Origin of the sequence: Halomonas sp. A3H3 (assembly GCF_000982975.1) — a bacterium.
Classification (GTDB): Bacteria; Pseudomonadota; Gammaproteobacteria; order Pseudomonadales; family Halomonadaceae; genus Vreelandella; species Vreelandella titanicae.
The window spans coordinates 1,591,431-1,616,760 of the sequence record NZ_HG423343.1 but is presented as its reverse complement, the minus strand read 5'-3'; the positions used below and the strand labels follow the sequence as shown (position 1 = coordinate 1,616,760).

Sequence of the window (25,330 nt, the reverse complement as noted above, 5' to 3'; positions counted from 1 at the left end):
AAGCCTCCTCGGGTTCCCTGCGGTGATGTTATCGCTTAGGCAAGGCGTTTTTTTAACCAGCGAATGGCGCTTCCCATCAGCGGTAAATGTTCGTAAAGCATGGCGCCCGCATCAAAATAATCGCGATGACGCTCAACGCGCCCATCGGCGGCAAAGGTAAGTGCGCTACAGCCTTCCACATTGACCGGCTGGCCACCTGCCAATCGGGGATGAATAAACGTCATGCTCCAGGTGACAAATGCTTGCTGACCCTGTAACTGTCGAGTGTGGTAAGTGAAGTGGCACTGCTCGACATTTTCATACATGGTTGAAAAATAAAGCGCTAACGCGTCGCGACCTTCAATATGGTGCAGCGGGTCACTAAAAATTATATTTTCAGTATATACCTCGTATAGCTTTTCTGTACAGGTATTGTCTAGTTTATTGAAAAAGGCGCAGAACGCCTCTAATACCGCAGGCTCAGCCATCACGGTCTCCCTAGTAGTTGCTACAACAGATTTATTTAGAGAGCGATTTAAATGCCTCTAAGGCGCGCTGACGTGCTGCCTTGTGATCGACAATAGGCGCTGGATAATCGACGTCGCTAAGCAGATCCTGAGGTGGCGCGTGGCGCGCTTTGGCGGGTAGTTTGGCAAGCTCAGGCAGCCAGTGGGCAATAAACTCACCGTCCGCATCAAAACGGGTGGATTGGGTGGTGGGATTGAAAATACGGAAGTAGGGCGCAGCATCAGTACCCGTAGAGGCCGCCCATTGCCAGCCGCCGTTATTGGCGCAGAATTCACCGTCAATCAAGTGGCGCATAAAAAAGGCTTCACCGCGTCGCCAATCAATCAGTAGATGTTTGCTTAAAAACATCGCCGTGATCATGCGCAGTCGGTTATGCATCCAGCCGGTGTTCACTAATTGGCGCATGGCGGCATCAACAATGGGATATCCCGTACGCCCCTCGCACCAAGCCTGAAAGCCTTCGTCATCGTCACGCCAAGCTAGTTGCTTGGTATGCTCCTGAAAGGGCTGGTAGCGGCACACCTGTGGAAAACCCACCGCTACGTGCTGATAAAATTCTCGCCAGACCAGCTCGTTGACCCAGGTAGTAAGGCCGATATCGCCATCGGCTAAGTGACCGCCGTTTTCGCTCATCACCGCTTGTAAACATTGGCGATGGGAGATCATGCCTAGCGCTAGATAGGGCGACAGTTCACTGGTGCCGCGCACCTTCGGTAGGTCGCGCTGGGCGTTATAGTGACGACCACGAAAGCGTAGGAAGCGCGCTAAGTTATCCGCCGCGGCATTTTCACCGGCTGGCCACAGCTGCCCATCGATAGGGGAGCTATCAAGCTTGGGAAGTTCAGGCAGCAGGTCGCTTTGAATATCCAGCGCCGCTTGTACCTGTGGCGTCGCGCGCAGCGCCAACTGATCAGCGCTGACCTGCTTGTGCCACGCCTTGGAGAACGGTGTCAATACCCCGTAGTAGTCGCCCTTCCCGGTTAGCAGGCTGCCGGGGGCAAACGCTATGGCATCGTGGTAGCCATGTGCGGTAATCCCGGCCTGTTTGAAGGCGTCTTGCACAGCCTGGTCGCGGTGGCGCTCATTGAGCGCGTACTCGTGATTGAAGTGCAACTGCTCAACATCATATTCGCGAGCGATCTCAAGCAGCACCTCGGGTGCCTGGTCATAACGTTCAATATCGCGATGCAGCAGCGGAATATTCAAACCGTTAAGCGCCGTTTTGACGCTAGCGACGCCGCGCGCCCAAAAATCCAGCTTATTAGCGCCGTGGCCATGCGCTTGCCACTGAGGAATGCTGCGCAAAAACACCGCTATCACAGGGCCCTTAACCGCGGCGGCGGCGAGGGCACTGTTGTCGTCAATACGCAGGTCGCTGCGCAGCCATATCAACTGATGCTTTATAGGCTTTCCGGTCATAGGAGCCTCCTGCGACACAAAAAAATGGCCGGTCGCCACGAAGGCGAACAGCCAGAATGAAGGCGCGCTGGTTAGAGTACGCCAGACTCGCGTAACAGTGGGCGCAACCGGGCAATCGCCTGAGGCAGGTCATCGCCCAGCATGTGTACTGGCCCATCGCGCAAATCGTTTTCGCGCAGACGAGCCACTTCGCCGCATACGCCGATGGGTACGTTAAGCGTCTCAGCCGCTTTAGGCAGCGCCTGGTTGATATAGCTATCGCTCTCCCGCTGACCGCTAGAGAGCAGCACCATGGACGAGTGCAGCCGCGCCACTGCCTGGGGAAGATCCTCAAGCGGCAGCGAGTGGTCAAGCATCTGCACCCGGTAGCCCTGCTCGCTGGCCATTAGCGCCGACATCAGTACCCACAGCGGGCCGGGGTCGTCGGGCATGGCGTTGAGTAGAATCAGCGGGCCACGGGTAGCCTGATTGGCATAGTGCAAGCGGATGCCCACCTGGCTGCGCAGAAAGGCTTCCAACGTGCGGCGAACAAGCTGGTCTGCCTGAATGGCCCACTTGGCTTCTAAGGTCAAAATAACTGGCTGCCAGAGTTCATTAATGGCCACGCTCAGTGGGTAGAGCGCCAAACTCTGATGATAAAACGCCTCCAGCTTGGCGAGATCCAACGCTTCGATAATAGCTTGCAACTGCTGGCGCTGGCTCGCCCAGTCTCCGGCATCAGGTGACGGGGCTTCAATTGTTTCTGGCTGGTCAAGCAAGTCGGCGACTTGACTGACCGGCACACCACGATTGAGCCACTGCAGGATGCGTTCGATGCGGGTGATGTCGTCCTGAGCGTAAAGACGATGACCTTTCGGAGTGCGCTGGGGGCGAATTAGCCCGTAACGTCGTTCCCAGGCGCGAAGCGTGACCGAATTCACCCCAGTTAAGCGAGAAACCTCGCGTATCGGATAGAGTGGCGTATCGGGGGGGTGGGTCGCCTTAAGACTCATGGGCGCCAGTACCTCTTCGTTGACTGCAGTGCGGCGCTGCAGGGGCTTGTTATTGTTCGCCGCGGCGAAGGTGATTCATGTTCCATTTAAAGGTTGCCTGATTTAAAAACTAAACATTAGCACGATACTGTATGCCCATTTGTACAACTTGTCGCTACCCGGTACAACCTTTATAAGAATCCTTCTTAATCATTTAAGCTCGCTCTTTATTGAACCGACCGGCCTATTAGCGCCTTTCCTAAACGGTGGCCGGATAGCCAGGCATCCTCAACGCGGCCGTCGCGGAAGCTGTCGCCGCACAGAGCCAGGCCACTTGCATTGTATAAGAAATCATGTGCGCAAGTAGTTGATGGCTGCGCATAGCGCCAGCGATAAGCAGCGCTTTTGATCATCATTGTGCGCCTGCCGGCCGCGTGAACTAGCCTGATAGGTAAGTGTCGGCCAGGCGGCTATGCAGGATTTCAACGATGCCACCAACAGGAGCAAAACCCCATGCGTGTATTAATCACCGGAGGCAGTGGCTTTGTCGGCCAGCGACTATGCCGGCAGTTAGTTGAACAGGGTCACGAGGTGCAGGTGGTCTCCCGCTCGCCTCACCAAGTGCGGGATCGTTTGCCGAACAATTGTGACATTCGCGATAGCGCCCAGGCGTTTATTGAATCGCCGCCGGACGCCTTGGTTAACCTGGCCGGTGAGCCGATTGCCGCCAAGCGCTGGAGCGATGAGCAGAAAGCCAAGCTGATTAACTCCCGGGTGGCGGCGACCAAGCAGTTGGTGGCGCTTTGCGAGCAGCTCAAAGCTAACGGCCAGCCGCTGCCCAAGGTGATGGTATCGGGTTCAGCGATGGGCTACTACGGCGATCAGGGCAAGCGCGTGGTGACTGAGAAGACCATGCCTAACGATGAGTTTGCCCATCGGCTGTGCAAACAGTGGGAGGCAGCCGCTAAGCCTATTGAGGCCATGGGCGTGCGGCTGGCGATTGTGCGCATTGGCCTAGTGCTAGAGGCGGGTGGAGGCAGCCTGGAGAAGATGCTGCCGCCGTTTAAGTGGGGGGTGGGTGGCCGCTTTGGCAGCGGCGAGCAGTTTATGCCGTGGATCCACCGCGACGATTTAGTCGCGGCGATCCTGTTTCTCATCAATCAAGAGTGCTTGAGCGGTGTCTTCAATGGCTGCGCCCCGCATCCAGTGACTAATGCCACCTTCACTAAAACCCTGGCCAGTCACCTCAATCGCCCGGCCATTTTCCCAGTACCCGCTTTTGTATTAAAAGCGGGCTTTGGAGAAATGTCGCGGTTACTGCTGACCGGAGCAGATATGCGCCCCGTGCGCCTGGAAGAGGCAGGGTTTAGCTTCCAATACCCCACCCTGGACAAGGCGCTTGAGGCGATCCTTTAGCGGTCGGCATCAACGGTGATAATCACCCGTACTGAGTCCAGCCGCAGGCGAGTGTTTTCAATGGCTTCGCTAAGTGCCTTGCGCTCATCTTTTAGCGCGTCGATTTCCGCACTGCGCACCGCCGGGTTGTGCTCGGCAAGTGCCGTTAAGCGGGCAATCTCGGCGTCCAACTGAGTGCGCATACGCGCTTCGGCGTTCTCGACGATGCTGGGCAACTGGCGCTCGGCTTCGCCCTCACCCTGGGTTAGCAGTTCACGCAGCTGGTCGTGACGGCTCTTGATCAAATCCCGCGCCAGCGACTTGTTGACCTTCTGCAGGTTTTTGCCCAAGCCGGTGAAGGAGATCTTGCTGGTCAGGTTGGCGCCCGATTCATCCAGCAGCAAACGCACCGCGGTGGGTGGCAGGAAGCGGTTAAGGTGCAGCTTCTTGGGTGCCGGGCAGTGAGTGCGAAACACCAGCTCGGCCATCAAGCGGCCGCTGGGAATGGCGTCGTGGCGCAGCAGAGCCAGCGCCGAGTTGCCCATGGTGCCATCCAGCACCCGACCCATCATTTCACGCAGCAGTGGGTGTTCCCAGGAGAGCCGCTGCACATCGTCACGGGCCAGCGCCTGGGAGCGGCTGTAGGTGGCGGTAAAGCCCTCTTCACCTTTAACCAGGCCCGGCAGGCCATCCAGCATATGTTGGCTGGGCTGCAGGTGCATTAAGCCCTTGCCGATCTCCTGGCTATCCACGCCGAAAATATCCAACGCTCGCTCAAGATAGCGCGGCAGGGCGGCGTCATCGTCAAGCTCGCGCACCGCGTCGATCACCTGCTGAGCGCGGGCGGGGCGGCAGGCGTTGAGCTCCAGCAGTCGGTTGCGGCCCGCATCGTGCTCCGCCAGCTTGGCGCTAAACATCGTGCGGGTTTCGGCGATGATCTCGTCAAGTGCCTCATCATCCAGCAAGGCATCAGCCAGGGCGTCACCAAAGGCATCAAACAGCTCGTTGCCGACCCCATGGGGGGCACTGAACGCATCCATACCTTCGTGGTACCAGCGCAGCAGGCGCTCGCCGGGGCTGCCCTCAAAAGTAGGAATATGCAGCTCAATAGCGTGGCGCTGACCGATGCGATCCAAGCGGCCGATGCGCTGCTCCAGCTGATCTGGGTGCTGAGGCATATCGAACATCACCAGGTGGCGGCAGAACTGGAAGTTGCGCCCCTCTGAGCCAATTTCCGAGCAGACCAGCACCTGTACGCCCTCATCCTCATCGGCAAACGCCGCCGCCGCGCGGTCACGCTCGATCAGGGAGAGGTCTTCGTGGAACACCGGAGCGTGGTAGCCGCCCAGCACCCGTAGCCCTTCAGCAAGGCCTTCAGCGGTTTCCCGGTGGTGGGCAATGACCAGGACTTTTTCGTTGGCGAAGCCGCTCTCACTGTCGTCGCTAAGCTTCTCCAGTAGCCAGTTAACCCGCGGGTCGATGTGCCACCAGTCTTCGCCATTGAGGGGATCATTGCTGAGCTCGCGGTAGGCCGCGTCGGGGTAGATCAGCACGTCGGGGTGATCCATGCCGGTCTCGATCAACAGCTCGTCGAGGTAGTCGTCGTCGCGCTCTAAGCGGCGCACCACGCGACGGTAGGCCGAAGGCAGCGCTAACGGTGCCAGGTTTAAGCGCCGCTCCGGGAAGCCTCCTACGTGACGGCGGCTGTTGCGGAACATCACTCGACCGGTACCGTGGCGATCCAGCAGCGCTTCGCTCAGTTGGTCGCGAGCGGTGTCCTGCTGCGCTTTGCTGGCCTCCGGGTTGCACAGGATGGCCAGCAGCGCCTGGCTGTCGCGGTCATCGGCTACCGCAGAGACGTCGGTACGGGCGCTAGGGTCGTCAGGCAGTGCCTCCAAGGCGTCGATGGCGCGGGCCACTTCGGTGTAGTGGCTCTCTTCGGCTTTGAAGCGCTCAAGATCGTGGTAGCGCTCGCTATCCAGCAACCGCAGGCGGGCAAAGTGGCTCTTGATACCCATCTGTTCGGGGGTCGCGGTGAGCAGCAGCAGGCCGGGAATCACCGCCGAAAGCTGTTCGACGCACCGATAGCCGGGGCCGCTGCCTTCTTCACTCCAGTCGAGGTGGTGCGCTTCGTCAACAATCAGCAGGTCGAACTGGCTGGCCAGTGCCTGCTCTTGACGCTGAGGGTTGGCAAATAGCCAGCCCTGGCTCGCTAGCACCAGCTGGGCGCTCTCAAAGGGGTTGGCGCTGCCGTGGGCCTGGCTCAGGGTTTCATCCAGTAGCGAGACGTTGAGCGAAAAGCGTCGCAGCAGCTCGACCAGCCACTGGTGAGTGAGGCTGTCGGGTACCAGAATCAGCGCCCGCTCAACACGGCCATTGAGCAGCAGGCGGTGCAGAATCAGGCCAGCTTCAATGGTTTTACCCAGGCCCACTTCATCCGCCAGCAGTACCCGGGGTGCATGGCGGTTGGCCACTTCATTGGCAATGTAGAGCTGATGGGGTATCAGATCGATGCGCGGCCCGGAAAAGCCTAGCGCGCTGTGCTGCTCGATACGTTGATAGTGGTGCAGGGTACGAAAGCGCAAATCAAACCAGTCGTTGCGATCGACCTGGCCGGTCAGCAGGCGGTCGCGAGCCTGGTCGAACTGCATGGTATCGGCGAGTTTGGCCTCGGGCAGCTCGCGCAGATTGCCTTCCTTGTCTTCACCGATATAGGTGATCAGGCCGTTGGACTCTTTGCTGTCATCGACAACGATCTGCCAGCCGTCAGCAGAGAGTACGCGGTCGCCGCTGCCGAACATAACGCGGGTCAGCGGGGCTTGGCGGGTGTTATAGGTACGGGTTTCCTGACTGGCACTGAACAAAATGGTAACGCTACGGGCGTCGCAGTTAAGCACGGTACCGAGCCCAAGCTCGGCTTCGCCGTCGCTAATCCAGCGTTGGCCGGGAGAAAAATCGCTCATGATGCCTCGGGAGAGTCTGCAAAACGGGTCGACTGCCGCCGGTAGTGAGCGCCGGCAGCAACAGGGCGGGGGATTCTAACGCAAAGCAGCGGGGGGATTAAGGTGTATCGGCATCAATCTTGTAACCAGCGATCCAGCTGGGCGCGAGTAAGCTCGCCAACGTGGATATCCAGGGTGTTCCCCTGGCCGTCGAACAGCGCTGTGGTGGGCAATCCCGGTGCTTGAAAAAGCGCCATCAGCTGCTGGCTGGGGTCACGCAGGGCGTAGCGAAATTCAAGCTGCTGCTCATCCAGGTAGCGCACCATGGGCAGTAGGTCTTCGCCTTGGTTAGCAACCACCACGCTGACACCATCGCGTTTTGCGGCCTCCTCGAGCAGCGGCATTTCACGCAGGCAGGGAGGGCACCAGGTCGCCCACAGGTTGACGATAATCAGGTCAGCGTTGTCGGTCAGTGAGGGCAGATGCACGTCATTGCCTTCCACATCCTCAAGGGTGATCTCCGGTAGGGCGTCAACCGCAAAGTCATTGCCCAGGGGCGCCAGGGTGACCAGCACCAGCCATAGGCTAGAAGCGGCGATCAGCATGGCCATTGCACCGCCCATAGCCAATAACCGCGCCCGCAGCGTCCAGGCCGTCCATACCAAGCCAGCCGTCATCCCCCATAGGCCATGGTAGCCGGGTTGCCACACTTTGAGCGCTTCAAGCGGGGCGGCGCTATAGCTATCCAGGTTGAGCAGGATATGGCCCACCCGAGCGCCCACTAACCAAACAATAATAAGCCCGGTAAACCAGCGCTGCTGAGCCGGGCGAGGCAGCCCTAGCAAGAAGCGCGCGCAGAGCAGTAGCAGCAGCGCGCAGCCAACGGCGTACAGGCGTGGTAGCGAAATCAGTAGCGGGCCGAGAGCAATGGCGTTCATGGATTTCCCGTTCAGGTTTTCAACGTAGGTTTTTAATTTGGGTTCCCAGTTAAGCATGCTGCGAAGCAGGTACACTAGGAGACCATATCATTTGAGCTGAAAATTACGGAGACGTTATGCCCTCACCCGCTTTCGATAAGCTGCGCGCGCTAGCGATCGGATCCCAGGCGATTGGCTTGATCCTGATAATGACTCTGGAAACGGTGATGGGCAATGCGGCTCGCCCCTGGCAGGGTGTGGTGTTGGCCGCCATGCTGATCACTGCGTTAACGATTGCGCTGGTGCGGCTTTACCGACGCAAACGCCTTCAAAAGCAGCTCGCTGAACGCAGGCGATATCTTGAGGAAGGCGAGGAGCGTTAGAAAGCGTTGCTTGTGTTTTTGCCGTTCCAGTTCCAGATTAATAGCAGCCTTAACGATTGTCCGCTGAGGCACACTAAAAAATTGCACAACTTTTTACGACACTGGGAGCGACAAATAATATGATCAATAAGCGCGCATTAGCCACCGCTGTGGCGGCCTCAACCCTGGCAATGACCGGGTTCGCACAGGCAGAGGTCAAAGTTGGCTTCTTGGGCGGCTTTACCGGGGGAATCGAAAGTTTAACGCCACCCATTTTTGAAGGTGCTCAGCTAGCTGTAGAGCAGATCAATGAGCAGGGCGGCATTCTAGATGGCCAAACGTTGGTGATGCCGTCTGGTGATACCACCTGTTCCGATGCATCGGCTGCCTCTAACGCCGCCGACCGCATGGTGAACTCTGAAAATGTCACCGCGATTGTCGGTGCGCTGTGTACTGGTGCGACCATTGCTGCGGCTAATAACGCCGCCATTCCCGGTGGTGTGTTGATGGTGTCGCCCGCTTCTACTGCCCCTGCGGTATCTGAGCTGGACGATAATGATCTCGTCTTCCGTACCGTGCCGTCGGATGCTTTCCAGGGCGAGATTCTTGCCAAGCTGTTGCTTGAAAAAGGTATCGACGCAGTGGCGGTCACTTATGTCAACAATGATTATGGTCAGGGGCTTTCTGACGCCTTTAGCGCTGCTTTTGAAGCCGGCGGAGGTGAGATTACTGAGAACCTTGCCCACGAAGATAACCGCGCGGATTATCGCTCTGAGCTAGGCTCACTGTCAGTCAGTGGCGTGGATACTCTCGTCGTGCTGGCCTACGCCGACACCTCGGGTCAGACCGTGCTGCGCCAAGCCTATGAAAGCGGTATGTTTACCCAGTACGTAGGTGCTGACGGCATGGTCGGCGATAGCCTTATTGAAGCCATCGGTGCAGACGTGCTGGATGGCATGATCGCCACGCGCCCCGGCAGCCCTGACCTGCCCGGTACCGATATCTTTATCGAAGCCGCCGAAGCTGCTGACTTCGATCCAAGCGCAGTATTTGCCGCCCAGGCCTACGATGCCGCTTTCCTGATCGCGTTGGCGATTGAGCAGAACGGCAGCGCGGAGCGTGAAGGCCTTTCCGAAGCGCTGCGTAGTGTTTCCAGCGCCCCCGGCGAGGTCATTCTGCCCGGCGAGTGGGAAAAAGCGGTTGAGTTGATTGCCGCAGGTACCGATATCAACTACGAAGGCGCCTCTGGCTCGCATGAGTTCGATGACAACGGCGACGTGCCTGGCGTGGTGGTCGAGATGGCTGTGGAAGACGGCACCTTTACCAGCAAAGGTCAGGTTGATCTTTAATTCTCAGCATTAGTGTTAAAAATGCCGGGCTTATTAAGTCGGGCATTTTTTATTTGGCATGGCCCACCTTGTTGTCCTTAATCTTCCCTGCAATTCCACGTGTGATAGGATCAGAATTAAATTCTGAATGTGTGGGGGGATGATTAAACCCATGAGTTATAAACCCCCGTTTACCATCACCGCCGATATTCTCAATCTGGTCGCAGAGATCAGCGAGCAAGTGGGCAGACTGAACGCTAATGCACTGGATGCTTCGCCTCAGTTGCGCAAGCAAAACCGCATTAAAACCATTACCGGAACGTTGGCGATTGAAGGCAATACCCTGACTGAAGAGCAGGTCACCGCGATTGTAGACGGCCAGCGCGTGATGGGGAGTGTGCGCGAGTTGGCTGAGGTCAAAGGGGCGATTCAGGCTTACGATGCCTTACCCAAGCTGCAACCTGATAGCATCAATGACTTACTCACCGCCCATGGCTTGATGATGTCGGATATTCTGGTAAATGCTGGCGAGTTTCGGCATAAAGGGGTGGGCATCCACAAAGGGAATGTAGTACATCATGTTGCGCCACCTGCTCATCAGGTATCGGGGCTAATGGCGGATTTAACCCATTGGCTAAAACAGGCTAAAGACCATCCTTTAATTACCAGCAGTGTATTTCATTACGAGTTTGAATTTATCCATCCTTTTAACGATGGCAATGGTCGCATGGGACGCTTGTGGCAAACGCTGATTTTGTCGCAATGGCATCCGCTGTTTTTATCGTTGCCGCTGGAAAGCGTTATCAAAGACAACCAGCAGCGCTATTACCAAGCGCTCGAACAAGCAGATCAGCAAGCCGAGAGCACGCCCTTTATTCATTTTATGTTATCGGTCATCGCTCAGACACTAGTACAAAACGCCCCTGTAAATGTCCCTGTAAACGCCCCTGTAAATGTCTCTGGGCTAAAAACACCTGAAGCGATCATGGCGTTAATTCAGCACAACCCGGCGATTACTCGCCAGCAAATAGCCGACACCACAGGGAAAGACATACGTACTATTGGCCGTGCGATGGCCAAGTTACAGCAAGCGGGCAGGTTGAAAAGAGTAGGGTCAGATAAGTCGGGCCATTGGGAGATTATCAGTGAGTGAGCCCCACCCCACGCTTTTCGTTATACGAGTATTGATTGTTACCAAAACTTGTCGTACTGAAGGCGCTTGGTGACCTGTTGCTGCCCGAAAGCGCGCCAGATCTGGCGCGCCGGGCTTAGCTCATCGGTCATATCAATTGTCCCATCAACTGTGACTTTTGATTTTCTCGGGTAGTAGCCCTTTGGGCGCGAAGCGCAGCACCATGGTGATCAATAAGCCAATCACCAGCACCCGTGCCTGCAGGGCGCGGCTATCCATATTGCCTGGTGCATCCCAGCCGAAAGCGTCTTCGCCAAAGGCCACCGCTAACTGCATTAAGAACAGCGCCAGGGGCTCGGACATAATCCAGATAATGTACACCGCCACGGCGCCAAAAATGGTGCCCAGGTTATTGCCCGGTCCGCCCAGGATCACCATCACCAACACCAGGAAGGTATGGTTGAGCGGCAGGTAGCCTTGAGGATCGAAGAGGCTGTTGAAGGTGCCCAGTATGCCGCCGCCCAAGCCCATCAGAATGCAGCCCAGCACGAAGATTTCCAGACGCCGTTTGTTGATATCCTTACCCATCGCCGCAGCGGAGACTTCATTGTCGCGAATCGCCCGGATCATACGGCCCCAAGGGGCGTTGTAGGCGCGATTGAGCAGAAAGAAGATTACCGCGATGATCACCGCCGTAAACGAAAGGTAGATCGCTCGTGAGAGCGTAAACCCCAGTTCGGCAGGCCCCGGTGTGGGCCAGGGAAGTGGGGAAACCGTAGCGGTGCCGCGGGTCAGCCAGTCGGAGTTCTTTAGAAACGCCTTGATGATCTCGGCAATGCCGAGGGTGGCTATCGCCAGATAGTCGCTGCGTAAGCCCAAACAGATATGGCCAATAAAGTAGCCGACGCCACCCGCCAGCGCGCCACCGACAATCCAGCCGATCCAGGGCGGTAAGCCCAGCCCACCGACGAAGCCTGCCTGGCTTTCAATCGCATCAGTGACTTCACGCAGCTGGCTAATCACCACGAGGTAAAGCACGACACCCAGCACCACCGCGATAAATGTACGCAGGGGCTTGGGTACGCCCAGTCGATCCAGCTTGCTGGCGCCAACAATTAATACAATAGCGGCTGCGCCATAAAGCAGCACGCGGCCAAATTCGCCGGGTAGCGCCGTGCCCCAGAAGGCATCGTTGACCGGCACGCTGAAAAACATCGCACAGAAGCCGCCCAGGGCGACAAAGCCCATTACCCCGGCGTTGAACTGGCCGGCATAGCCCCACTGGATGGTTAATCCTAGCGCGAGGATGGCGTAGCAGGCAGCTTCTACCAGCATGCGCGTGCTGTAGGCGGCGCCCATGATGGCGTAGACCGCCAAAACCGCTACGAGCAGCACACCAAACAGAATCAGCTCGCGCAGCGGGAAGCGACGGGCAGACGTGGCGTCTTGGGGAGTGTAGGCAGGGTTGCGCGTTTTTTCTGAGTTGCTCATTAGATCACCTTGCCCTTAAAGAGTCCGGTGGGACGCCACACCAAAATGGCTACCAGAATGAAAAACGGCACCACAATTTTGTACTCGGTACCCACAAAGGCCAGATTCGACGGTAGCTCGAGCCAGGCGGGCAGGCTGTCGCGGAAGGGGCGTAGCAGCACATTCCAGTTAAACACCGCCAGGGTTTCGGCAAAGCCGACCACAAAGCCACCGGCAATGGCGCCGTAAGGGTGACCAACGCCCCCCACAATAGCGGCGGCGAAAATAGGCAGCAGCAGAAAGAAGCTCAAATCGGGTTTGAAGGTAACGTCTAAGGAGAGCAACGTTCCGGCAATAGCCGCCAGCGCTCCGGCAATCATCCAGGTCACCGCCACGATGGTATTGGTATTAATACCCGATGCTTGGGCGAGTTCAGGGTTATCCGACATGGCGCGCATTGCCTTGCCTAACCGCGAACGGTTAAGGAAAAGGTGTAGTGCGACGACCGCAACGATAGTGATCACGAACAGATAAATCTGCGGTTCGGTAACCACAATCGGTGCACGGGCACCCTCGAAGGGCAGCGCAAGGCGGAAGATCTCTTTACGGTCGTCGACATATAAACTCTGCCCGCCGGTGCCGGAAAAGAGGCGGATCAAGCCCTGTAGAATCAACGTGACCCCCAGCGAGCCAATCACCAGCACAATCGGTTTGACCCCATGGGCACGTAGCGGTTTATAGAAGGTTTTATCGATCCCCACGGCCAAAGCGGCGGTGAGCAGCATCGCCAGAGGCAGCATTAGCACGGCGGTGGGTACACCTAGGCTGGCGCCCGCTGCTGGGAACAGCGTGGTAAGCAGAAGCACCATAAAGGCGCCGAAGGTCATCATGTCGGCGTGGGCGAAGTGGGCAAAGCGCATAATGCTGAAAATCAGCGTTACCCCAATGGCCCCAATGGCATAAATAGAGCCGCTGACGCTGCCCGAAATCACCACATTATTGATGAAAAAAACCAGTTCGTTCACGTCTATCTCCCTGGGGCTAGCCGCCCAAAAAGCTTTTGGCGACATCGGGGTCGGCGAGCAGTGCCGCCCCAGTGTCGGTAAAGCGGTTTTGGCCAGCAGCCAGCACAAAGCCCTTATCGGCTATCGCGAGTGCCTGTTTGGCGTTCTGTTCCACCATCAAAATACCCACGCCAGCGGCGTTGATCTGTTTGACGCGGTCGAAAATCTCATTCATATACAGCGGCGACAGCCCTGCGGTGGGTTCGTCCAGCAACAGTAGGCTCGGCTCGGCCATCAGAGCGCGGCCCATGGCGACCATTTGGCGCTGTCCACCGGAAAGCTCACCGGCAGGCTGGCGGCGCTTTTCGTACAGCGGTGGGAAAAACTCATAGATCTGAGCGAGCATGCGCTTGACGTTTTGCGGCTTTAAAAAGGCGCCCATCTCCAGGTTTTCCTGCACCGAAAGGCTAGGGAAAACGTTCTTCTCCTGGGGCACGAAGCCCATGCCGCGCTGCACCAGCTGGTTAGGCGGCAGGTTTTGGATGGGCTGGCCGTTAAGCAGTATCTCGCCCTGATTAACATGCAGCAGGCCAAAGACCGCTTTCAGCATGGTGGATTTACCTGCCCCGTTAGGGCCGACGATCACACCGACCTCATCGGCTTCCAGCGTCATGTTTACCCCGTTAAGGATATTCATGCCGCCATAGCCGCCGTGCACATCCCGTGCGTCGATTAATGGCCTGGTTGTTGATGACATAAGCAAAGTATTCCAGCAAGGTCGCTTGGCAGCGACATCATTATATTAATTGGCTAATGGGAGAAAACGTCACGTTTAAGCGGCATCTGTACCGAAGTAGGCCTCGATGACCTCAGGATTATTCTGGATGTCGTTGATATGCCCCTCCACCATCACACTGCCCTGAGCCAGCACGATAACCGGGTCGCAAAGGCGGGCAATCATCTCCATATCGTGCTCAATGACCAGAAAGGTGTAACCCATTTCGCGGTTGAGCCGCTCAATATTGCCGATCAAATCACCCAGCAGGGTGCGGTTTACCCCGGCGGCGATCTCATCAAGTAGCACTACCTTGGCGTTGGTCATCATGGTGCGGCCAAGCTCCAGCAGCTTCTTTTGCCCTCCGGACAAATTACCCGCCAGCTCGTTGCGCACATGGTGCAGGCCAACAAAGTCGATGACTTCCAGGGCGCGGCGGCGCACCTCCGCCTCTTCTCGCTGCACTTTGCCGGGCTTTAGCCAGGCACTGAAAAGGTCTTCACCGGCTTGCTTGGGCGGTACCATCATGAGGTTTTCCAGCGCGCTCATCTGGCTGAACTCGTGGGCGATCTGAAAGGTGCGCAATAAGCCGCGATGAAAGCGCTGGTCGGCGCTGAGCGAGGTAATGTCTTCTCCATCAAGCAGCACATGGCCGCTGTCAGGGGTCAGGGCGCCAGCAATGAGATTAAACAGGGTTGATTTACCTGCGCCGTTGGGGCCAATCATCCCGGTAATGGAGCCCTTCTCCACTTGAATGGAGCAGTCATTAATCACCTGTAGGCCGCCGAACGCTTTGTTGACTCGCTGTACTTCAATAAGAGGGGTCATGGTGTCTCCACGCGATACAGGCGGCTAATTAAGCCGCCTGCACACTGTTATTAAGTTATTTGTCGTGGTTTTTTCAGCCACCGCTGGCTGGCTGCAAAGGCACCAATAATGAGCAGCGCGCCGAGGGTGGGGATAAGATAGCCATCCACCTGAGGAATGGTGCGTAAAAACACAAAGGCTACGGCGGCGGGGGCCACAAAGCGCACCAGAAACCGCCAGAATTTAAACCAAGTGACGCTGCTGCCCAGTTCCTTCATCACTTCGCTCTGGGTTAGCGACCAACCGGCGAATAGGGCTATCAGCAGGCCGCCCACCGGCATAAATATATTGGTGAGTAGCTCGATAAACTCAAACGCACTGCGCCCAAACAGGCTATGGAAAATCGTCCCCTCGGCCCACATATTGAAGCTAACCACCGTCAACAGACCCATTGCCCAGGCGGCAATCACCATAATGGTAACGGCCTGTGGGCGGGTCATGTCGAAACGCTCCACCAGGAACGCCGCGACGGGCTCGATCAACGAAATAGAGGAACTGATAGCTGCGCCGAGAACCAGAATAAAGAACACCCCGCCCACCAAAGCGCCAAACGGCATTTCGGCAAACGCCAGCGGAAGGGTAACAAACATTAGCCCAGGGCCTTGCCCGGTTTCCAGACCGGCGCCAAACACCAGAGCAAAAATGGCCAGGCCCGCCACCATCGCCACGGCGGTATCGACGATGGCAACAGCAAAGGCGGTGCGGGTTAGTGAGACCTCGCTGGGCATGTAGGCGCCGTAAGCCATAATTGCCCCCATCCCCAGGCTAAGGGTGAAGAATGATTGGCCCATGGCCTGCAGCCAGCCTTCAAGGCTGAGGTCGGCGATATTAAAGGTAAACAGGAAGCTGGCAGCGGCACCTATATCGCCATTCACTACGCCGTAGGCCAGCACTACCAACAGAATCACAAACAGCGCGGGCATCATAATGCGCAGGCCTGATTCGATGCCTTTATGAATCCCCATGCCGACAATCAGCGCGGACGCGGCAATGAAAAGGGTGTGATAGAGCGTCATTAGGCCAGGGGCGGCCAGTAGTGCGCCAAAGCCAGTGCTAATGGTCTGAGCGTCGGCACCGACCAGTGAGCCGGTCAGCATCAGCCAAGTGTAGTGAATCGCCCAGCCGGCAATCACCGAATAGAAGCTTAAAATCAAAAACGCCGAGGCAGCGCCCAGCCAGCCGATCGTTTCCCAGGCCCGAGAGGTGCCATGGGTTTTGGTCAGGTGCCGCATACCCATAATCGGGCTCTGGCGGCTGGTGCGACCCAGCATGATCTCGGCAATCAGAATCGGTATGCCAACGGCGAAGATCGTCAGTGCGTAAACCAATATAAAGGCACCGCCACCGTTTTCACCGGTGAGGTAGGGGAAGCGCCATAGATTGCCCAAACCGACGGCGGAACCAACGGCGGCGAGAAGAAAAGTGCCTTTATGCGTCCAGACGTTATGACCGCTCATGGGTAAGAGTGTCCGTGTTTGGGCGTCAGGATGGGGGTAAGTATCCAAACACCTGTATGAATGTAGCGATGTCAGCGTGCCTTGGACGCGCTGAACTTAGCGTCACTGTGCGATAGAACGCGGCACCTTTCCAGCGTATTAGCGTTTAGGCTGCGTTTAGGGAAGTATCTTGGCAGCTATTGAGCGGTCATGAAGTGTGGCAACGAGGCATAAAAAAACCCGCTTTCGCGGGTTTTTGGGTACTGACTGCTTGGAACGGATTACTTCTTGCTGTAACGCTTACGCTCGGTTTCTTTCAGCAGCTTTTTGCGCAGGCGGATGTGCGCCGGCGTGACTTCGACGAGCTCGTCAGAGTCGAGGAACTCGATGGCCTGCTCCAGGGAGAACTTAACCGGCGGGGTTAAGACGATGTTTTCATCGTTACCGGTGGAGCGCATGTTGTCGAGCTTCTTGCCTTTGGTGGGGTTAACCACCATGTCGTTAGCGCGGTTGTTGATACCGATCAGCATGCCTTCGTAAACTTCCGTGGCGTGATCGATAATCAGCTTGCCGCGCTCTTGCAGCGCATACAGCGCATAGGCAAGGGCTTTACCGTCGACCATCGAAACCAACACGCCGTTGCGACGCTCGATAGAGGCTTCAGGCTTCAGCGGGCCGTAGTGATCAAAGCGGCTGGTCAGGATGCCGGTGCCCGAAGTCAGGGTCAGAAACTGGCCACGGAAACCGATCAAGCCGCGGGCAGGAATGATGAAGTCCAGGCGAACCCGTCCTTTACCGTCCGGCAGCATGTTGGTCATCTCACCTTTACGGTAGCCCAGCTCTTCCATGATCGAGCCTTGGTGCTGCTCTTCACAGTCGATGATGACCTCTTCGTAGGGCTCCTGCTTCTCACCGTCGATCTCTTTGATGATGACTTCAGGGCGGCCTACGGCCAGCTCAAAGCCTTCACGGCGCATGGTTTCGATCAGCACCGAGAGGTGCAGCTCGCCACGGCCAGAAACCTTGAACTTCTCAGGGGTTTCGCCCTGCTCAACGCGCAGGGCCACGTTGTGAATCAGCTCTTGATCAAGGCGATCCTTGATGTTGCGGCTGGTCACAAACTTACCGTCTTTACCGGCGAACGGTGAATCGTTGACCTGGAAGGTCATTGAAACGGTCGGTTCGTCGACGGACAGTGGCGGCAGCGCTTCGACCTTGGCCGGATCGCATAGCGTATCCGAAATCGACAGATCGTCGATGCCGGTAACACAGACGATGTCGCCCGCGGTGGCTTCGTTGGTCTGCACGCGCTCAAGGCCCATATGGGTCATGACCTGACCGATTTTGCCCTTACGCACATTGCCGTCAACGCCGATGATCGACACCTGCTGGTTCGGTTTCACCGCGCCACGCTTGATGCGACCCAGGCCGATAACGCCTACATAGCTGTTGTAATCCAGCGCAGAGATCTGCATCTGGAAGGGGCCGTCAAGCTCAACCTTCGGCGGCTCGACGATATCGACGATGGCCTGGAACATGGGATCCATGTTGTCCGCCAGCTCTTCAGGATCCATACCGGCAATGCCGTTTAGGGCAGAGCAGTAGATGATTGGGAAATCGAGCTGTTCGTCAGACGCACCGAGGTTGTCGAACAGGTCAAAAATCTGGTCGATAACCCAGTCAGGGCGTGCGCCGGGACGGTCAATTTTGTTGACCACCACGATCGGCTTCAGGCCTTGGGCGAATGCTTTCTGGGTCACAAAGCGGGTTTGCGGCATCGGGCCATCAACGGCGTCTACTAGCAGTAGCACCGAATCGACCATTGACATGACGCGCTCAACCTCGCCGCCGAAATCGGCGTGCCCAGGCGTATCCACGATGTTGATGTGGTAGCCGTTACCTTGGCTGTCTTGCCATTGAATGGCCGTATTTTTGGCCAGAATGGTAATGCCACGCTCTTTTTCCTGATCGTTTGAGTCCATGATGCGCTCTTGACCTTCTGCTTTACGGTCAAGGGTGCCGGACTGGCTCAGGAGCTTGTCGACCAGTGTGGTTTTACCATGGTCAACGTGGGCTATGATCGCGACGTTGCGCAGGTTATTAACCGCGCTGGAGTTTTGCTGGTTTTGCATGCTGAGAGAGAACTCTTGTGAACACCCGTTCGTCCACGGGTCGGAAAATGCGGGTCGCAAGGGCTGGCAATTTGCCGACCATCTTGGCTCAGGGCTTGCGTCCAATAGCCATTCTACCATGTCGAAGGCTTCGCTGATATTACTGCCTCTCATATCAACCTTGGTCTAGGAATGTTTTCGCCATGAACCTCCATCCGCTAGACTAGCGCTTTTCCCACTGGGGCAGGAGCATGACCATCGGCAACCTGATGCGTTTGTTAAGCGATGGCGAGGTTCACTCTGGCGAGCAGCTGGGTGAAGCGCTGGGTATTTCTCGTGCGGCGGTGTGGAAACAGTTAAAAAAACTGGAAGCACTAGGGGTGGAGGTAGTGGCGGTGAAAGGCCGTGGCTACCAGCTCTCGCAGCGCCTGGAGCCCTTGGAGGGCGCTAAAATCGTGGAGCGGCTGCCCGCACAGGCGCGCCACCACCTTGCGCGCCTGTTTGTTGAGGACCAGTTACCCTCCAGCAATGAGTATCTGCGCCAACGCTTTGAGCAGGGCGCCGGGCATGGCGAAGTGTGCCTGGTTGAGCTGCAAACGGCGGGACGTGGGCGCCGTGGTCGTGTCTGGTCGACGCCCTGGGGTCAGAGCTTAATGCTATCGCTGGGCTGGCGCTTTGAGTCGGGTATTGCGGTGCTGGAGGGCTTGAGCTTGGCGGTAGGCGTTGTCGTTGCCCAAGTGCTTGAGCAGCATGGTGTGGCGCCGAAGCTTAAGTGGCCTAACGATATCCTGCTCTCCGAGCAGGGTGATGGCCCAGGCGACGAGTTAGGCAAGCTGGCCGGTATTCTTATCGAAGTGACCGGGGATGCCGCAGGCCCCTGCGAAGTCGTCATTGGTATGGGCATGAATCTTTGGCTGCCCGCTGCCCAGCGGGCAGCGATCGACCAACCTGTTGCGGCGCTTTTCGAGCGACTGCCGGATATCTCGCGTAATCAGTTGGCCTCAGACGTAGTGTCGGGCCTGCTGGCGATGCTGGCTAACTTTGAACAACATGGCTTTGCCGCCTGGCGGGATGCGTGGAATCAGCGTCACGCCTATGCGGGGCTGCCGATTAGAGTGATTCAAGGGCAGCAGACCAGCGATGCGATCGCCGGAGAAGTGGATGAGAGTGGTAACCTCTGGGTTGCCGAAAATGGTCACTCGCGACGCCTAGCCGGCGGTGAGATCAGCGTGCGCAGGCGTTTATGATTCTGGATCTGGATATCGGCAACACGCTGTCTAAATGGCGGCTCAAGGATGCCGAGAGTAGCGAGATACGTTCCCGCGGGGCTGTATGGACCCGGGAAGAGTGGCGCCCGGGGGCCGATATTCCCGATCTCGACGTGGTCGAGGCGGTACGTATATCAAGCGTCGCCAGGGCGGCCGTGCTGGAAGAAACCGTCGCCTTGTTGCGCCGCCGGGTGCGTCATGTGCACGTGGCGCACTCAACCCATGAGGCGTTGGGCGTGATTAATGGCTACGAAGAGCCGGGGCGTTTAGGCGTCGATCGTTGGATGGGGGCGCTGGCGGGCTATCAGCTAGCAGGTGGTTGCTGTGCGGTGGATTGTGGCAGCGCGATTACTATCGACTTTGTGCTGCCAGGGGGCCAGCACCTGGGCGGCTTTATTATCCCCGGTCTTCGCCTGATGAAAGAGAGCCTGAAGCTTGGTACTCGCAATGTGGCCATCGACCCTGAAAGTGAGGCCGATGAGTTGCTGGAGCCAGGACGACGCACCGTTGATGCGGTTAATCACGGTATTTATATGGCCGCCGTCAGTGCCATTAACCGCATTTATAGCGAAGTGTGCGATCAAGAGGGTGTGGCGCTGCCGATGCTGTTGACGGGTGGCGATGCGCGTGTTGTCTCACGGGGAGTGCAGGTGCCTCATGCGGTGTGGCCGGATATGGTTTATGGCGGCTTAGAGGCGTGCTTTCCGATGACTTTCGCCGAGCGTGCGGGCAAAATGTCGGGTGCGCCGCGGGTGCCTGAGCCGGTAGCGCTAGAAAAGATTCGCGCGGCACTTGCATTCTCCATGCTGCTTTGACAGAATGCAGCGCGTTCCAAGGCAGGCAGAAGATGCGCTGGCATCGCAAGCTGCGATAAATTAAGTAAATATCTAGCTTGACACTGTTTTGGAGGCTGGCATAATGTGCCGCCACAGTTGGAGAGGTTCCCGAGTGGCCAAAGGGAGCAGACTGTAAATCTGCCGCGAAAGCTTCGAAGGTTCGAATCCTTCCCTCTCCACCAAGTTTATCAGGCGCTGAACTGTTCAGTGTTTGGGAATGAAAAGCCGGTAAGCGGGCGTTAGCTACTGTTTCTCGTGCAGCGGATTGTCATTCTATAGGCAAGTTCGGCGGGCGTAGTTCAATGGTAGAACCTCAGCCTTCCAAGCTGATGGTGCGGGTTCGATTCCCGCCGCCCGCTCCAGTTGATGTGTTTAGCTCATGTAGCTCAGGGGTAGAGCACACCCTTGGTAAGGGTGAGGTCGACGGTTCAATTCCGTCCATGAGCTCCATATTGCAGATCAAGCGAGCGAAGCTCGCTTTTTTTGTCTCTGCGTTTGGGTGGGTTTTTGTGACGCTTGAGCGTAAAGAAGGGGTTGTCAGGTGTGGGATTCTCCGCTACCATGGCGCCCGCTGTTGTATAGGCGGTCGAAAAGACGCTTGTTAACAGAAGTAAGAAGCAAAAAGTAGATAGACGTTAGAAAGTCTAGAAAGTACGAAGATAAAAAGTCAGTACGACGATACAGGCCAGTAGCTCAATTGGCAGAGCAGCGGTCTCCAAAACCGCAGGTTGGGGGTTCGATTCCCTCCTGGCCTGCCAACCTTCCCCAGGTTGGTATGTCTTTTTCCAAAATTCTTTTATCGTTCGCCGCACCCTGAGGAGTCTCGTTTTTATGAAGCCTGGTTCTGTAAAACATGGCGCCGAGGTGCAACAGACGCGCCATGACGGGCTCAAGTGGGCGGCGGTCGTAGCGCTGCTTGTCGTTGCTGTTGTTGGTAATACCTATTTCGCCGATATTGGCCTGCTCTACCGCGTGCTTGGTGTGGTGGTGTTGTGTGTGATTGCGGGTTTGATCGCGCTAACCACTACCAAGGGTCGTGATTTAGTAGAGCTTGCCAGAAGCGCCAAGAAAGAGATTCAGCGCGTTGTATGGCCGACCCGTCCCGAAACCATTCAGACCACGGCCATTGTGCTAGTGGCCGTCTTGGTGGTGGGGCTAATGCTGTGGTTGATCGACACTCTTCTTGGCTGGGCGATGTCCGGCGTCATTGGTTAGGAGCTTTCATGTCCAAACGTTGGTACGTCGTTCACGCTTATTCTGGCTTTGAAAAGCATGTCATGCGCTCACTGATCGAGCGTGTGAAGATGTACGGTATGGAAGATCGCTTTGGCGAAATTCTGGTGCCGACCGAAGAAGTTGTCGAAATGCGTGACGGCAAGCGTCGCAAGAGCGAGCGCAAATTTTATCCCGGCTACGTACTAGTCGAGATGGAAATGGCCGACGAAACATGGCACCTCGTCAATGAGACGCCGCGTGTTATGGGCTTCATCGGTGGTACAAAAGAGAAGCCAGCACCGATTACGTCACGCGAAGCAGATGCAATTCTGATGCGCGTTAAAGACGGTACTGACAAGCCGCGGCCTAAAACGATGTTTGAACCGGGCCAGTCAGTGCGCGTTATCGATGGGCCGTTTGCCGATTTCAACGGTGTTGTCGAAGAAGTTAATTATGAAAAGAGTCGTCTGCATGTCAGCGTGCTGATCTTCGGGCGCTCTACACCTGTTGAGTTAGAGTTCTCTCAGGTCGAGAAAGAGTAACTAGTGAATAGTTAGTAGTAGCTAGTGAGTAGTAGCTAGTGAATGGTAAGTAAGCGGTAAGTGTTAATTCGTGTGAAATGGCTAGTCAGCTGTTTCACTGGTACCGGGGAGCCTTCGGGCGCTATTACCCAACTGGAGTGTTAAAGATGGCCAAGAAAGTACAGGCTTATATCAAGCTGCAGGTTGCTGCAGGTAAAGCCAATCCAAGTCCGCCGGTAGGCCCTGCGCTGGGTCAGCACGGCGTGAACATCATGGAATTCTGTAAGGCGTTCAACGCCGCGACTCAAGAAATTGAGCCGGGCCTGCCGACGCCAGTCGTGATCACCGTCTACTCTGACCGTAGCTTCACGTTCGTCACCAAGACGCCGCCTGCTGCCGTGCTGCTGAAAAAAGCCGCTGGCATCAAGTCCGGTTCTGGTGAGCCGAACAAGAAGAAGGTCGGCACCGTAACGCGTGAACAGCTTGAAGAGATCGCCAAGACTAAAGAGCCTGATTTGACGGCTGCGAATCTCGATGCCGCTGTACGCACCATTGCTGGCAGCGCTCGCAGCATGGGCCTAAACGTGGAGGGTCTCTGATCATGGCTAAACTGTCTAAGCGTGCGAAAATCATTCGCGAAAAAGTAGACACTACTAAAGCCTACTCTATTGAAGAAGCGGTTGCGCTGCTCTCTGAGCTGTCTACTGTTAAATTCAAAGAGTCTGTTGATGTCGCCATCAACCTGGGCGTTGACCCGCGTAAATCTGACCAAGTGGTACGTGGCGCTACTGTTATGCCTAACGGTACCGGTAAAGATGTACGCGTTGCTGTCTTCACTCAGGGTGCTAATGCCGATGCCGCTAAAGAAGCTGGCGCCGACATCGTGGGTATGGACGACTTGGCTGAGCAAGTGAAAAAAGGCGTGATGGATTTTGACGTCGTTATCGCTTCGCCCGATGCTATGCGCGTTGTAGGTCAACTAGGTCAAATTCTAGGCCCGCGTGGCCTAATGCCTAACCCGAAAGTTGGCACCGTAACGCCCGACGTGGCGACGGCGGTTAAAAATGCCAAAGCGGGTCAGGTGCGTTTCCGTACTGACAAGAACGGCATCATCCACACTACCCTGGGTAAAGTGGATTTTGACGCCTCAGCGATTAACGGCAACCTGGAGGCACTGGTTGCTGACCTGAAGCGCCTCAAGCCGAGCTCGTCTAAAGGCATTTACTTCAAAAAAATGACCCTGTCTACTACCATGGGCCCGGGTTTGACAATCGATCACTCTGCTTTCGCGTAAGCGAGTCATCGTTGGTTTTTTTGTAGGAACCGAGCAAGAACTTTGCGGTCCCCCGTTTGGTGGCTATCACTGGCCGGGGCATCGTCAAAGACCGCAGGTGCCGCGCTTGATAAGTACGCAAGTACTTACAAGGGCGGCTTAATTGCCCTATAAGCGCCTGCGCAGATGGTGTGGCCGCCAGTTGGTTAAGCTTAAGACGGCTTTCTGGTGAGCACCATCCCCAAGGCTTCCCGCTTTGCAGCGCTTTTAGCACAGCAGAGTGGGGAGAGATGGTAACCACCGGAACCTTCCTGGGTTCCGGCACGAAGGAGTGATCACTGTGCCACTAGCACTTGAAGGCAAGAAAGCGATTGTTGCCGAGGTCAGTGAAGCGGCCAAGGGCGCACTCTCCGTCGTAGTTGCTGATTCTCGCGGCGTTACGGTTGGTAAAATGACCGATCTGCGCAAGCAGGCGCGTGAGAATGGTGTAGAGCTGCGTGTTGTACGTAATACGCTGGCTCGCCGCGCTCTCGAGGGCACTCAGTGGGAGTGCTTGAACGATAGCTTCGTTGGTCCTACGTTGTTGGCCTTCTCTACTGATCATCCGGGCGCTGCCGCTCGTCTGTTCAAAGAGTTTGCTAAAGCGGACAAGAACTTCGAAGTAAAAGCGTTGGCCTACGAAGGTGAGCTGATTCCGGCTGCTGACATCGACCGTCTGGCAACCCTACCGACTCACGACGAAGCAATTGCCAAGTTGATGTCGGTAATGAAAGAAGCCTCCGCTGGCAAGCTGGTTCGTACTCTGGCCGCTCTGCGCGACCAGAAGCAAGAAGCTGCATAAGCAGTTCTTCTTGCAGGTGGCGTAAACGGTCTAACCAGGGCGCTGCCTGAACCGAGCAATGAATCCTGAGTCCTCGGCTGACCGAGACTCCCGCAAAGTTAGGAATGAAACAATGGCACTGTCTAAAGACGATATCATCAATGCTGTAGCCGACATGACCGTAATGGAAGTTGTCGAGCTGATCGAAGCAATGGAAGAGAAATTCGGCGTTTCTGCTGCCGCTGCCGTAATGGCTGGTCCGGCTGCTGGCGGCGAAGTAGCTGAAGAACAGACTGAGTTTGACGTAGTTCTGACCGCTGCTGGCGACAAGAAAGTTAACGTGATCAAAGCAGTACGTGAGATCACTGGCCTTGGCTTGAAAGAAGCTAAAGGTGCTGTTGACGGCGCTCCGGCGACCATCAAAGAAGGTCTGTCTAAAGACGACGCTGAAGCAGCTAAAGCCAAGCTGGAAGAAGCGGGCGCAACCGTCGAGCTCAAGTAAGCCTTGTGCGGACGGCTTTACGCGCTGCGTAAGCTTCCACGGCTGGCGGCGGGATTTCCCGCTGCCGGCCTTTTTCTGTTGTAGCTGGTGTCGAACACTCGGTGATATTGAACGACAGCAGTACTGCTCATTGAGAGTAGCCACGACAGAAACGTAAAAGTGTTATTGAAGATGGCGTTATTGAAGATAGTGTTATCGACTACAGTGTTATCGACGACTGAGTTATCGAACTAGATTTTCGACGGCGAGCTACCGATTG

23 protein-coding genes and 4 tRNA genes are annotated in these 25,330 nt (G+C 56.4%); 16 read left to right on the top strand and 11 right to left on the bottom strand.

All coding sequences use genetic code 11. The features are described from left to right. Positions 1 to 35 precede the first annotated feature (35 nt). The 3 genes from HALA3H3_RS07145 to HALA3H3_RS07135 all read right to left on the bottom strand — a co-directional run bounded on the left by HALA3H3_RS07145 (position 36) and on the right by HALA3H3_RS07135 (position 2,918). The gene (locus HALA3H3_RS07145) at positions 36 to 467 is read right to left on the bottom strand and encodes a nuclear transport factor 2 family protein (protein WP_022520889.1); all 432 of its coding nucleotides are present in this window, start codon (positions 465 to 467) and stop codon (positions 36 to 38) included. A 31-nt stretch (positions 468 to 498) separates the two neighbouring features. Continuing rightward, positions 499 to 1,911 (bottom strand): deoxyribodipyrimidine photo-lyase, encoded by a 1,413-nt coding sequence (phrB, locus tag HALA3H3_RS07140; protein ID WP_089691162.1) that lies wholly within the window; start codon positions 1,909 to 1,911, stop codon positions 499 to 501. An 86-nt stretch (positions 1,912 to 1,997) separates the two neighbouring features. Further along, complete coding sequence (locus HALA3H3_RS07135; RefSeq protein WP_009288159.1) at positions 1,998 to 2,918, bottom strand: MerR family transcriptional regulator; 921 nt, start codon at positions 2,916 to 2,918, stop codon at positions 1,998 to 2,000. A 492-nt stretch (positions 2,919 to 3,410) separates the two neighbouring features. On the opposite strand from HALA3H3_RS07135, the gene HALA3H3_RS07125 reads away from it, so the two are divergent. Beyond that, positions 3,411 to 4,313, top strand: coding sequence for a TIGR01777 family oxidoreductase (locus tag HALA3H3_RS07125; RefSeq protein WP_022520887.1), 903 nt, complete (start codon positions 3,411 to 3,413; stop codon positions 4,311 to 4,313). Here HALA3H3_RS07125 and rapA read toward each other — a convergent pair. Next, on the bottom strand, positions 4,310 to 7,255 hold the full coding sequence (gene rapA, locus HALA3H3_RS07120; protein WP_022520886.1) for an RNA polymerase-associated protein RapA: 2,946 nt from the start codon (positions 7,253 to 7,255) through the stop codon (positions 4,310 to 4,312). The genes HALA3H3_RS07125 and rapA overlap by 4 nt on opposite strands. A gap of 113 nt (positions 7,256 to 7,368) precedes the next feature. After that, complete coding sequence (locus HALA3H3_RS07115) at positions 7,369 to 8,172, bottom strand: TlpA disulfide reductase family protein (protein WP_022520885.1); 804 nt, start codon at positions 8,170 to 8,172, stop codon at positions 7,369 to 7,371. A 116-nt stretch (positions 8,173 to 8,288) separates the two neighbouring features. Between HALA3H3_RS07115 and HALA3H3_RS07110 the strand changes: the two genes are divergently transcribed. From HALA3H3_RS07110 to HALA3H3_RS07100, 3 genes are all read left to right on the top strand, one after another. Continuing rightward, entirely contained in the window at positions 8,289 to 8,534 is a 246-nt protein-coding gene (locus HALA3H3_RS07110; RefSeq protein WP_022520884.1) for a hypothetical protein, read from the top strand. A gap of 119 nt (positions 8,535 to 8,653) precedes the next feature. Then, positions 8,654 to 9,862, top strand: coding sequence for an ABC transporter substrate-binding protein (locus tag HALA3H3_RS07105; protein ID WP_022520883.1), 1,209 nt, complete (start codon positions 8,654 to 8,656; stop codon positions 9,860 to 9,862). A gap of 151 nt (positions 9,863 to 10,013) precedes the next feature. Next, the gene (locus HALA3H3_RS07100; protein ID WP_022520882.1) at positions 10,014 to 10,994 is read left to right on the top strand and encodes a Fic family protein; all 981 of its coding nucleotides are present in this window, start codon (positions 10,014 to 10,016) and stop codon (positions 10,992 to 10,994) included. Between the two features lie 144 nt (positions 10,995 to 11,138). Here HALA3H3_RS07100 and HALA3H3_RS07095 read toward each other — a convergent pair whose 3' ends face one another. The 6 genes from HALA3H3_RS07095 to typA form a co-directional block, all read right to left on the bottom strand. Continuing rightward, complete coding sequence (locus tag HALA3H3_RS07095) at positions 11,139 to 12,464, bottom strand: branched-chain amino acid ABC transporter permease (RefSeq protein ID WP_022520881.1); 1,326 nt, start codon at positions 12,462 to 12,464, stop codon at positions 11,139 to 11,141. Next, positions 12,464 to 13,468: a branched-chain amino acid ABC transporter permease gene (locus HALA3H3_RS07090; protein ID WP_022520880.1), complete on the bottom strand. Its 1,005-nt coding sequence runs from the start codon at positions 13,466 to 13,468 to the stop codon at positions 12,464 to 12,466. The genes HALA3H3_RS07095 and HALA3H3_RS07090 overlap by 1 nt, the downstream gene beginning before the upstream one ends. Positions 13,469 to 13,484: 16 nt before the next feature. Further along, complete coding sequence (locus tag HALA3H3_RS07085; protein ID WP_022520879.1) at positions 13,485 to 14,204, bottom strand: ABC transporter ATP-binding protein; 720 nt, start codon at positions 14,202 to 14,204, stop codon at positions 13,485 to 13,487. Positions 14,205 to 14,279: 75 nt separating this feature from the next. Beyond that, complete coding sequence (locus HALA3H3_RS07080; RefSeq protein ID WP_022520878.1) at positions 14,280 to 15,050, bottom strand: ABC transporter ATP-binding protein; 771 nt, start codon at positions 15,048 to 15,050, stop codon at positions 14,280 to 14,282. Between the two features lie 50 nt (positions 15,051 to 15,100). Then, entirely contained in the window at positions 15,101 to 16,546 is a 1,446-nt protein-coding gene (locus HALA3H3_RS07075; RefSeq protein WP_022520877.1) for a sodium-dependent transporter, read from the bottom strand. A 260-nt stretch (positions 16,547 to 16,806) separates the two neighbouring features. Beyond that, complete coding sequence (gene typA, locus HALA3H3_RS07070; RefSeq protein WP_053856923.1) at positions 16,807 to 18,657, bottom strand: translational GTPase TypA; 1,851 nt, start codon at positions 18,655 to 18,657, stop codon at positions 16,807 to 16,809. Between the two features lie 230 nt (positions 18,658 to 18,887). Between typA and HALA3H3_RS07065 the strand changes: the two genes are divergently transcribed. The 12 genes from HALA3H3_RS07065 to rplL all read left to right on the top strand — a co-directional run bounded on the left by HALA3H3_RS07065 (position 18,888) and on the right by rplL (position 25,071). Beyond that, positions 18,888 to 19,883, top strand: a complete 996-nt coding sequence (locus tag HALA3H3_RS07065; RefSeq protein WP_009288153.1) for a biotin--[acetyl-CoA-carboxylase] ligase — start codon at positions 18,888 to 18,890, stop codon at positions 19,881 to 19,883. Beyond that, positions 19,880 to 20,719 (top strand): type III pantothenate kinase, encoded by an 840-nt coding sequence (locus tag HALA3H3_RS07060; RefSeq protein ID WP_022520875.1) that lies wholly within the window; start codon positions 19,880 to 19,882, stop codon positions 20,717 to 20,719. Before HALA3H3_RS07065 ends, HALA3H3_RS07060 begins: the two co-directional genes overlap by 4 nt. A gap of 119 nt (positions 20,720 to 20,838) precedes the next feature. Beyond that, a tRNA-Tyr gene (locus HALA3H3_RS07055) sits at positions 20,839 to 20,922 on the top strand. Positions 20,923 to 21,028: 106 nt separating this feature from the next. Next, a tRNA-Gly gene (locus HALA3H3_RS07050) sits at positions 21,029 to 21,102 on the top strand. Positions 21,103 to 21,115: 13 nt separating this feature from the next. Further along, positions 21,116 to 21,190: transfer RNA gene (locus tag HALA3H3_RS07045), tRNA-Thr, on the top strand. Positions 21,191 to 21,422: 232 nt separating this feature from the next. Further along, positions 21,423 to 21,498, top strand: a tRNA-Trp gene (locus HALA3H3_RS07040). Positions 21,499 to 21,571: 73 nt separating this feature from the next. Continuing rightward, positions 21,572 to 21,955, top strand: coding sequence for a preprotein translocase subunit SecE (secE, locus tag HALA3H3_RS07035; RefSeq protein WP_022520874.1), 384 nt, complete (start codon positions 21,572 to 21,574; stop codon positions 21,953 to 21,955). Between the two features lie 8 nt (positions 21,956 to 21,963). Next, complete coding sequence (gene nusG, locus HALA3H3_RS07030; protein ID WP_022520873.1) at positions 21,964 to 22,497, top strand: transcription termination/antitermination protein NusG; 534 nt, start codon at positions 21,964 to 21,966, stop codon at positions 22,495 to 22,497. A gap of 146 nt (positions 22,498 to 22,643) precedes the next feature. Further along, entirely contained in the window at positions 22,644 to 23,075 is a 432-nt protein-coding gene (gene rplK, locus HALA3H3_RS07025; protein ID WP_007112017.1) for a 50S ribosomal protein L11, read from the top strand. A 2-nt stretch (positions 23,076 to 23,077) separates the two neighbouring features. Beyond that, complete coding sequence (rplA, locus tag HALA3H3_RS07020; RefSeq protein ID WP_022520872.1) at positions 23,078 to 23,770, top strand: 50S ribosomal protein L1; 693 nt, start codon at positions 23,078 to 23,080, stop codon at positions 23,768 to 23,770. A 319-nt stretch (positions 23,771 to 24,089) separates the two neighbouring features. Further along, positions 24,090 to 24,590 carry a 50S ribosomal protein L10 gene (gene rplJ / locus HALA3H3_RS07015; RefSeq protein WP_022520871.1) on the top strand — a complete coding sequence of 167 codons (501 nt, stop codon included), beginning with the start codon at positions 24,090 to 24,092 and terminating at the stop codon, positions 24,588 to 24,590. A 112-nt stretch (positions 24,591 to 24,702) separates the two neighbouring features. Further along, positions 24,703 to 25,071, top strand: coding sequence for a 50S ribosomal protein L7/L12 (gene rplL / locus HALA3H3_RS07010; RefSeq protein ID WP_022520870.1), 369 nt, complete (start codon positions 24,703 to 24,705; stop codon positions 25,069 to 25,071). Positions 25,072 to 25,330 lie beyond the last annotated feature (259 nt).

Excerpts from the sequence above, each read along its gene's own strand:
- HALA3H3_RS07145 (WP_022520889.1), bottom strand. The coding sequence starts at position 467 with ATGGCTGAGCCTGCGGTATTAGAGGCGTTCTGCGCCTTTTTCAATAAA.
- HALA3H3_RS07135 (WP_009288159.1), bottom strand. The coding sequence starts at position 2,918 with ATGAGTCTTAAGGCGACCCACCCCCCCGATACGCCACTCTATCCGATA.
- HALA3H3_RS07125 (WP_022520887.1), top strand. The coding sequence starts at position 3,411 with ATGCGTGTATTAATCACCGGAGGCAGTGGCTTTGTCGGCCAGCGACTA.
- rapA (WP_022520886.1), bottom strand. The coding sequence starts at position 7,255 with ATGAGCGATTTTTCTCCCGGCCAACGCTGGATTAGCGACGGCGAAGCC.
- HALA3H3_RS07115 (WP_022520885.1), bottom strand. The coding sequence starts at position 8,172 with ATGAACGCCATTGCTCTCGGCCCGCTACTGATTTCGCTACCACGCCTG.
- HALA3H3_RS07110 (WP_022520884.1), top strand. The coding sequence starts at position 8,289 with ATGCCCTCACCCGCTTTCGATAAGCTGCGCGCGCTAGCGATCGGATCC.
- HALA3H3_RS07105 (WP_022520883.1), top strand. The coding sequence starts at position 8,654 with ATGATCAATAAGCGCGCATTAGCCACCGCTGTGGCGGCCTCAACCCTG.
- HALA3H3_RS07100 (WP_022520882.1), top strand. The coding sequence starts at position 10,014 with ATGAGTTATAAACCCCCGTTTACCATCACCGCCGATATTCTCAATCTG.
- HALA3H3_RS07095 (WP_022520881.1), bottom strand. The coding sequence starts at position 12,464 with ATGAGCAACTCAGAAAAAACGCGCAACCCTGCCTACACTCCCCAAGAC.
- HALA3H3_RS07085 (WP_022520879.1), bottom strand. The coding sequence starts at position 14,204 with ATGTCATCAACAACCAGGCCATTAATCGACGCACGGGATGTGCACGGC.
- HALA3H3_RS07080 (WP_022520878.1), bottom strand. The coding sequence starts at position 15,050 with ATGACCCCTCTTATTGAAGTACAGCGAGTCAACAAAGCGTTCGGCGGC.
- HALA3H3_RS07075 (WP_022520877.1), bottom strand. The coding sequence starts at position 16,546 with ATGAGCGGTCATAACGTCTGGACGCATAAAGGCACTTTTCTTCTCGCC.
- typA (WP_053856923.1), bottom strand. The coding sequence starts at position 18,657 with ATGCAAAACCAGCAAAACTCCAGCGCGGTTAATAACCTGCGCAACGTC.
- HALA3H3_RS07065 (WP_009288153.1), top strand. The coding sequence starts at position 18,888 with ATGACCATCGGCAACCTGATGCGTTTGTTAAGCGATGGCGAGGTTCAC.
- HALA3H3_RS07060 (WP_022520875.1), top strand. The coding sequence starts at position 19,880 with ATGATTCTGGATCTGGATATCGGCAACACGCTGTCTAAATGGCGGCTC.
- secE (WP_022520874.1), top strand. The coding sequence starts at position 21,572 with ATGAAGCCTGGTTCTGTAAAACATGGCGCCGAGGTGCAACAGACGCGC.
- nusG (WP_022520873.1), top strand. The coding sequence starts at position 21,964 with ATGTCCAAACGTTGGTACGTCGTTCACGCTTATTCTGGCTTTGAAAAG.
- rplK (WP_007112017.1), top strand. The coding sequence starts at position 22,644 with ATGGCCAAGAAAGTACAGGCTTATATCAAGCTGCAGGTTGCTGCAGGT.
- rplA (WP_022520872.1), top strand. The coding sequence starts at position 23,078 with ATGGCTAAACTGTCTAAGCGTGCGAAAATCATTCGCGAAAAAGTAGAC.
- rplL (WP_022520870.1), top strand. The coding sequence starts at position 24,703 with ATGGCACTGTCTAAAGACGATATCATCAATGCTGTAGCCGACATGACC.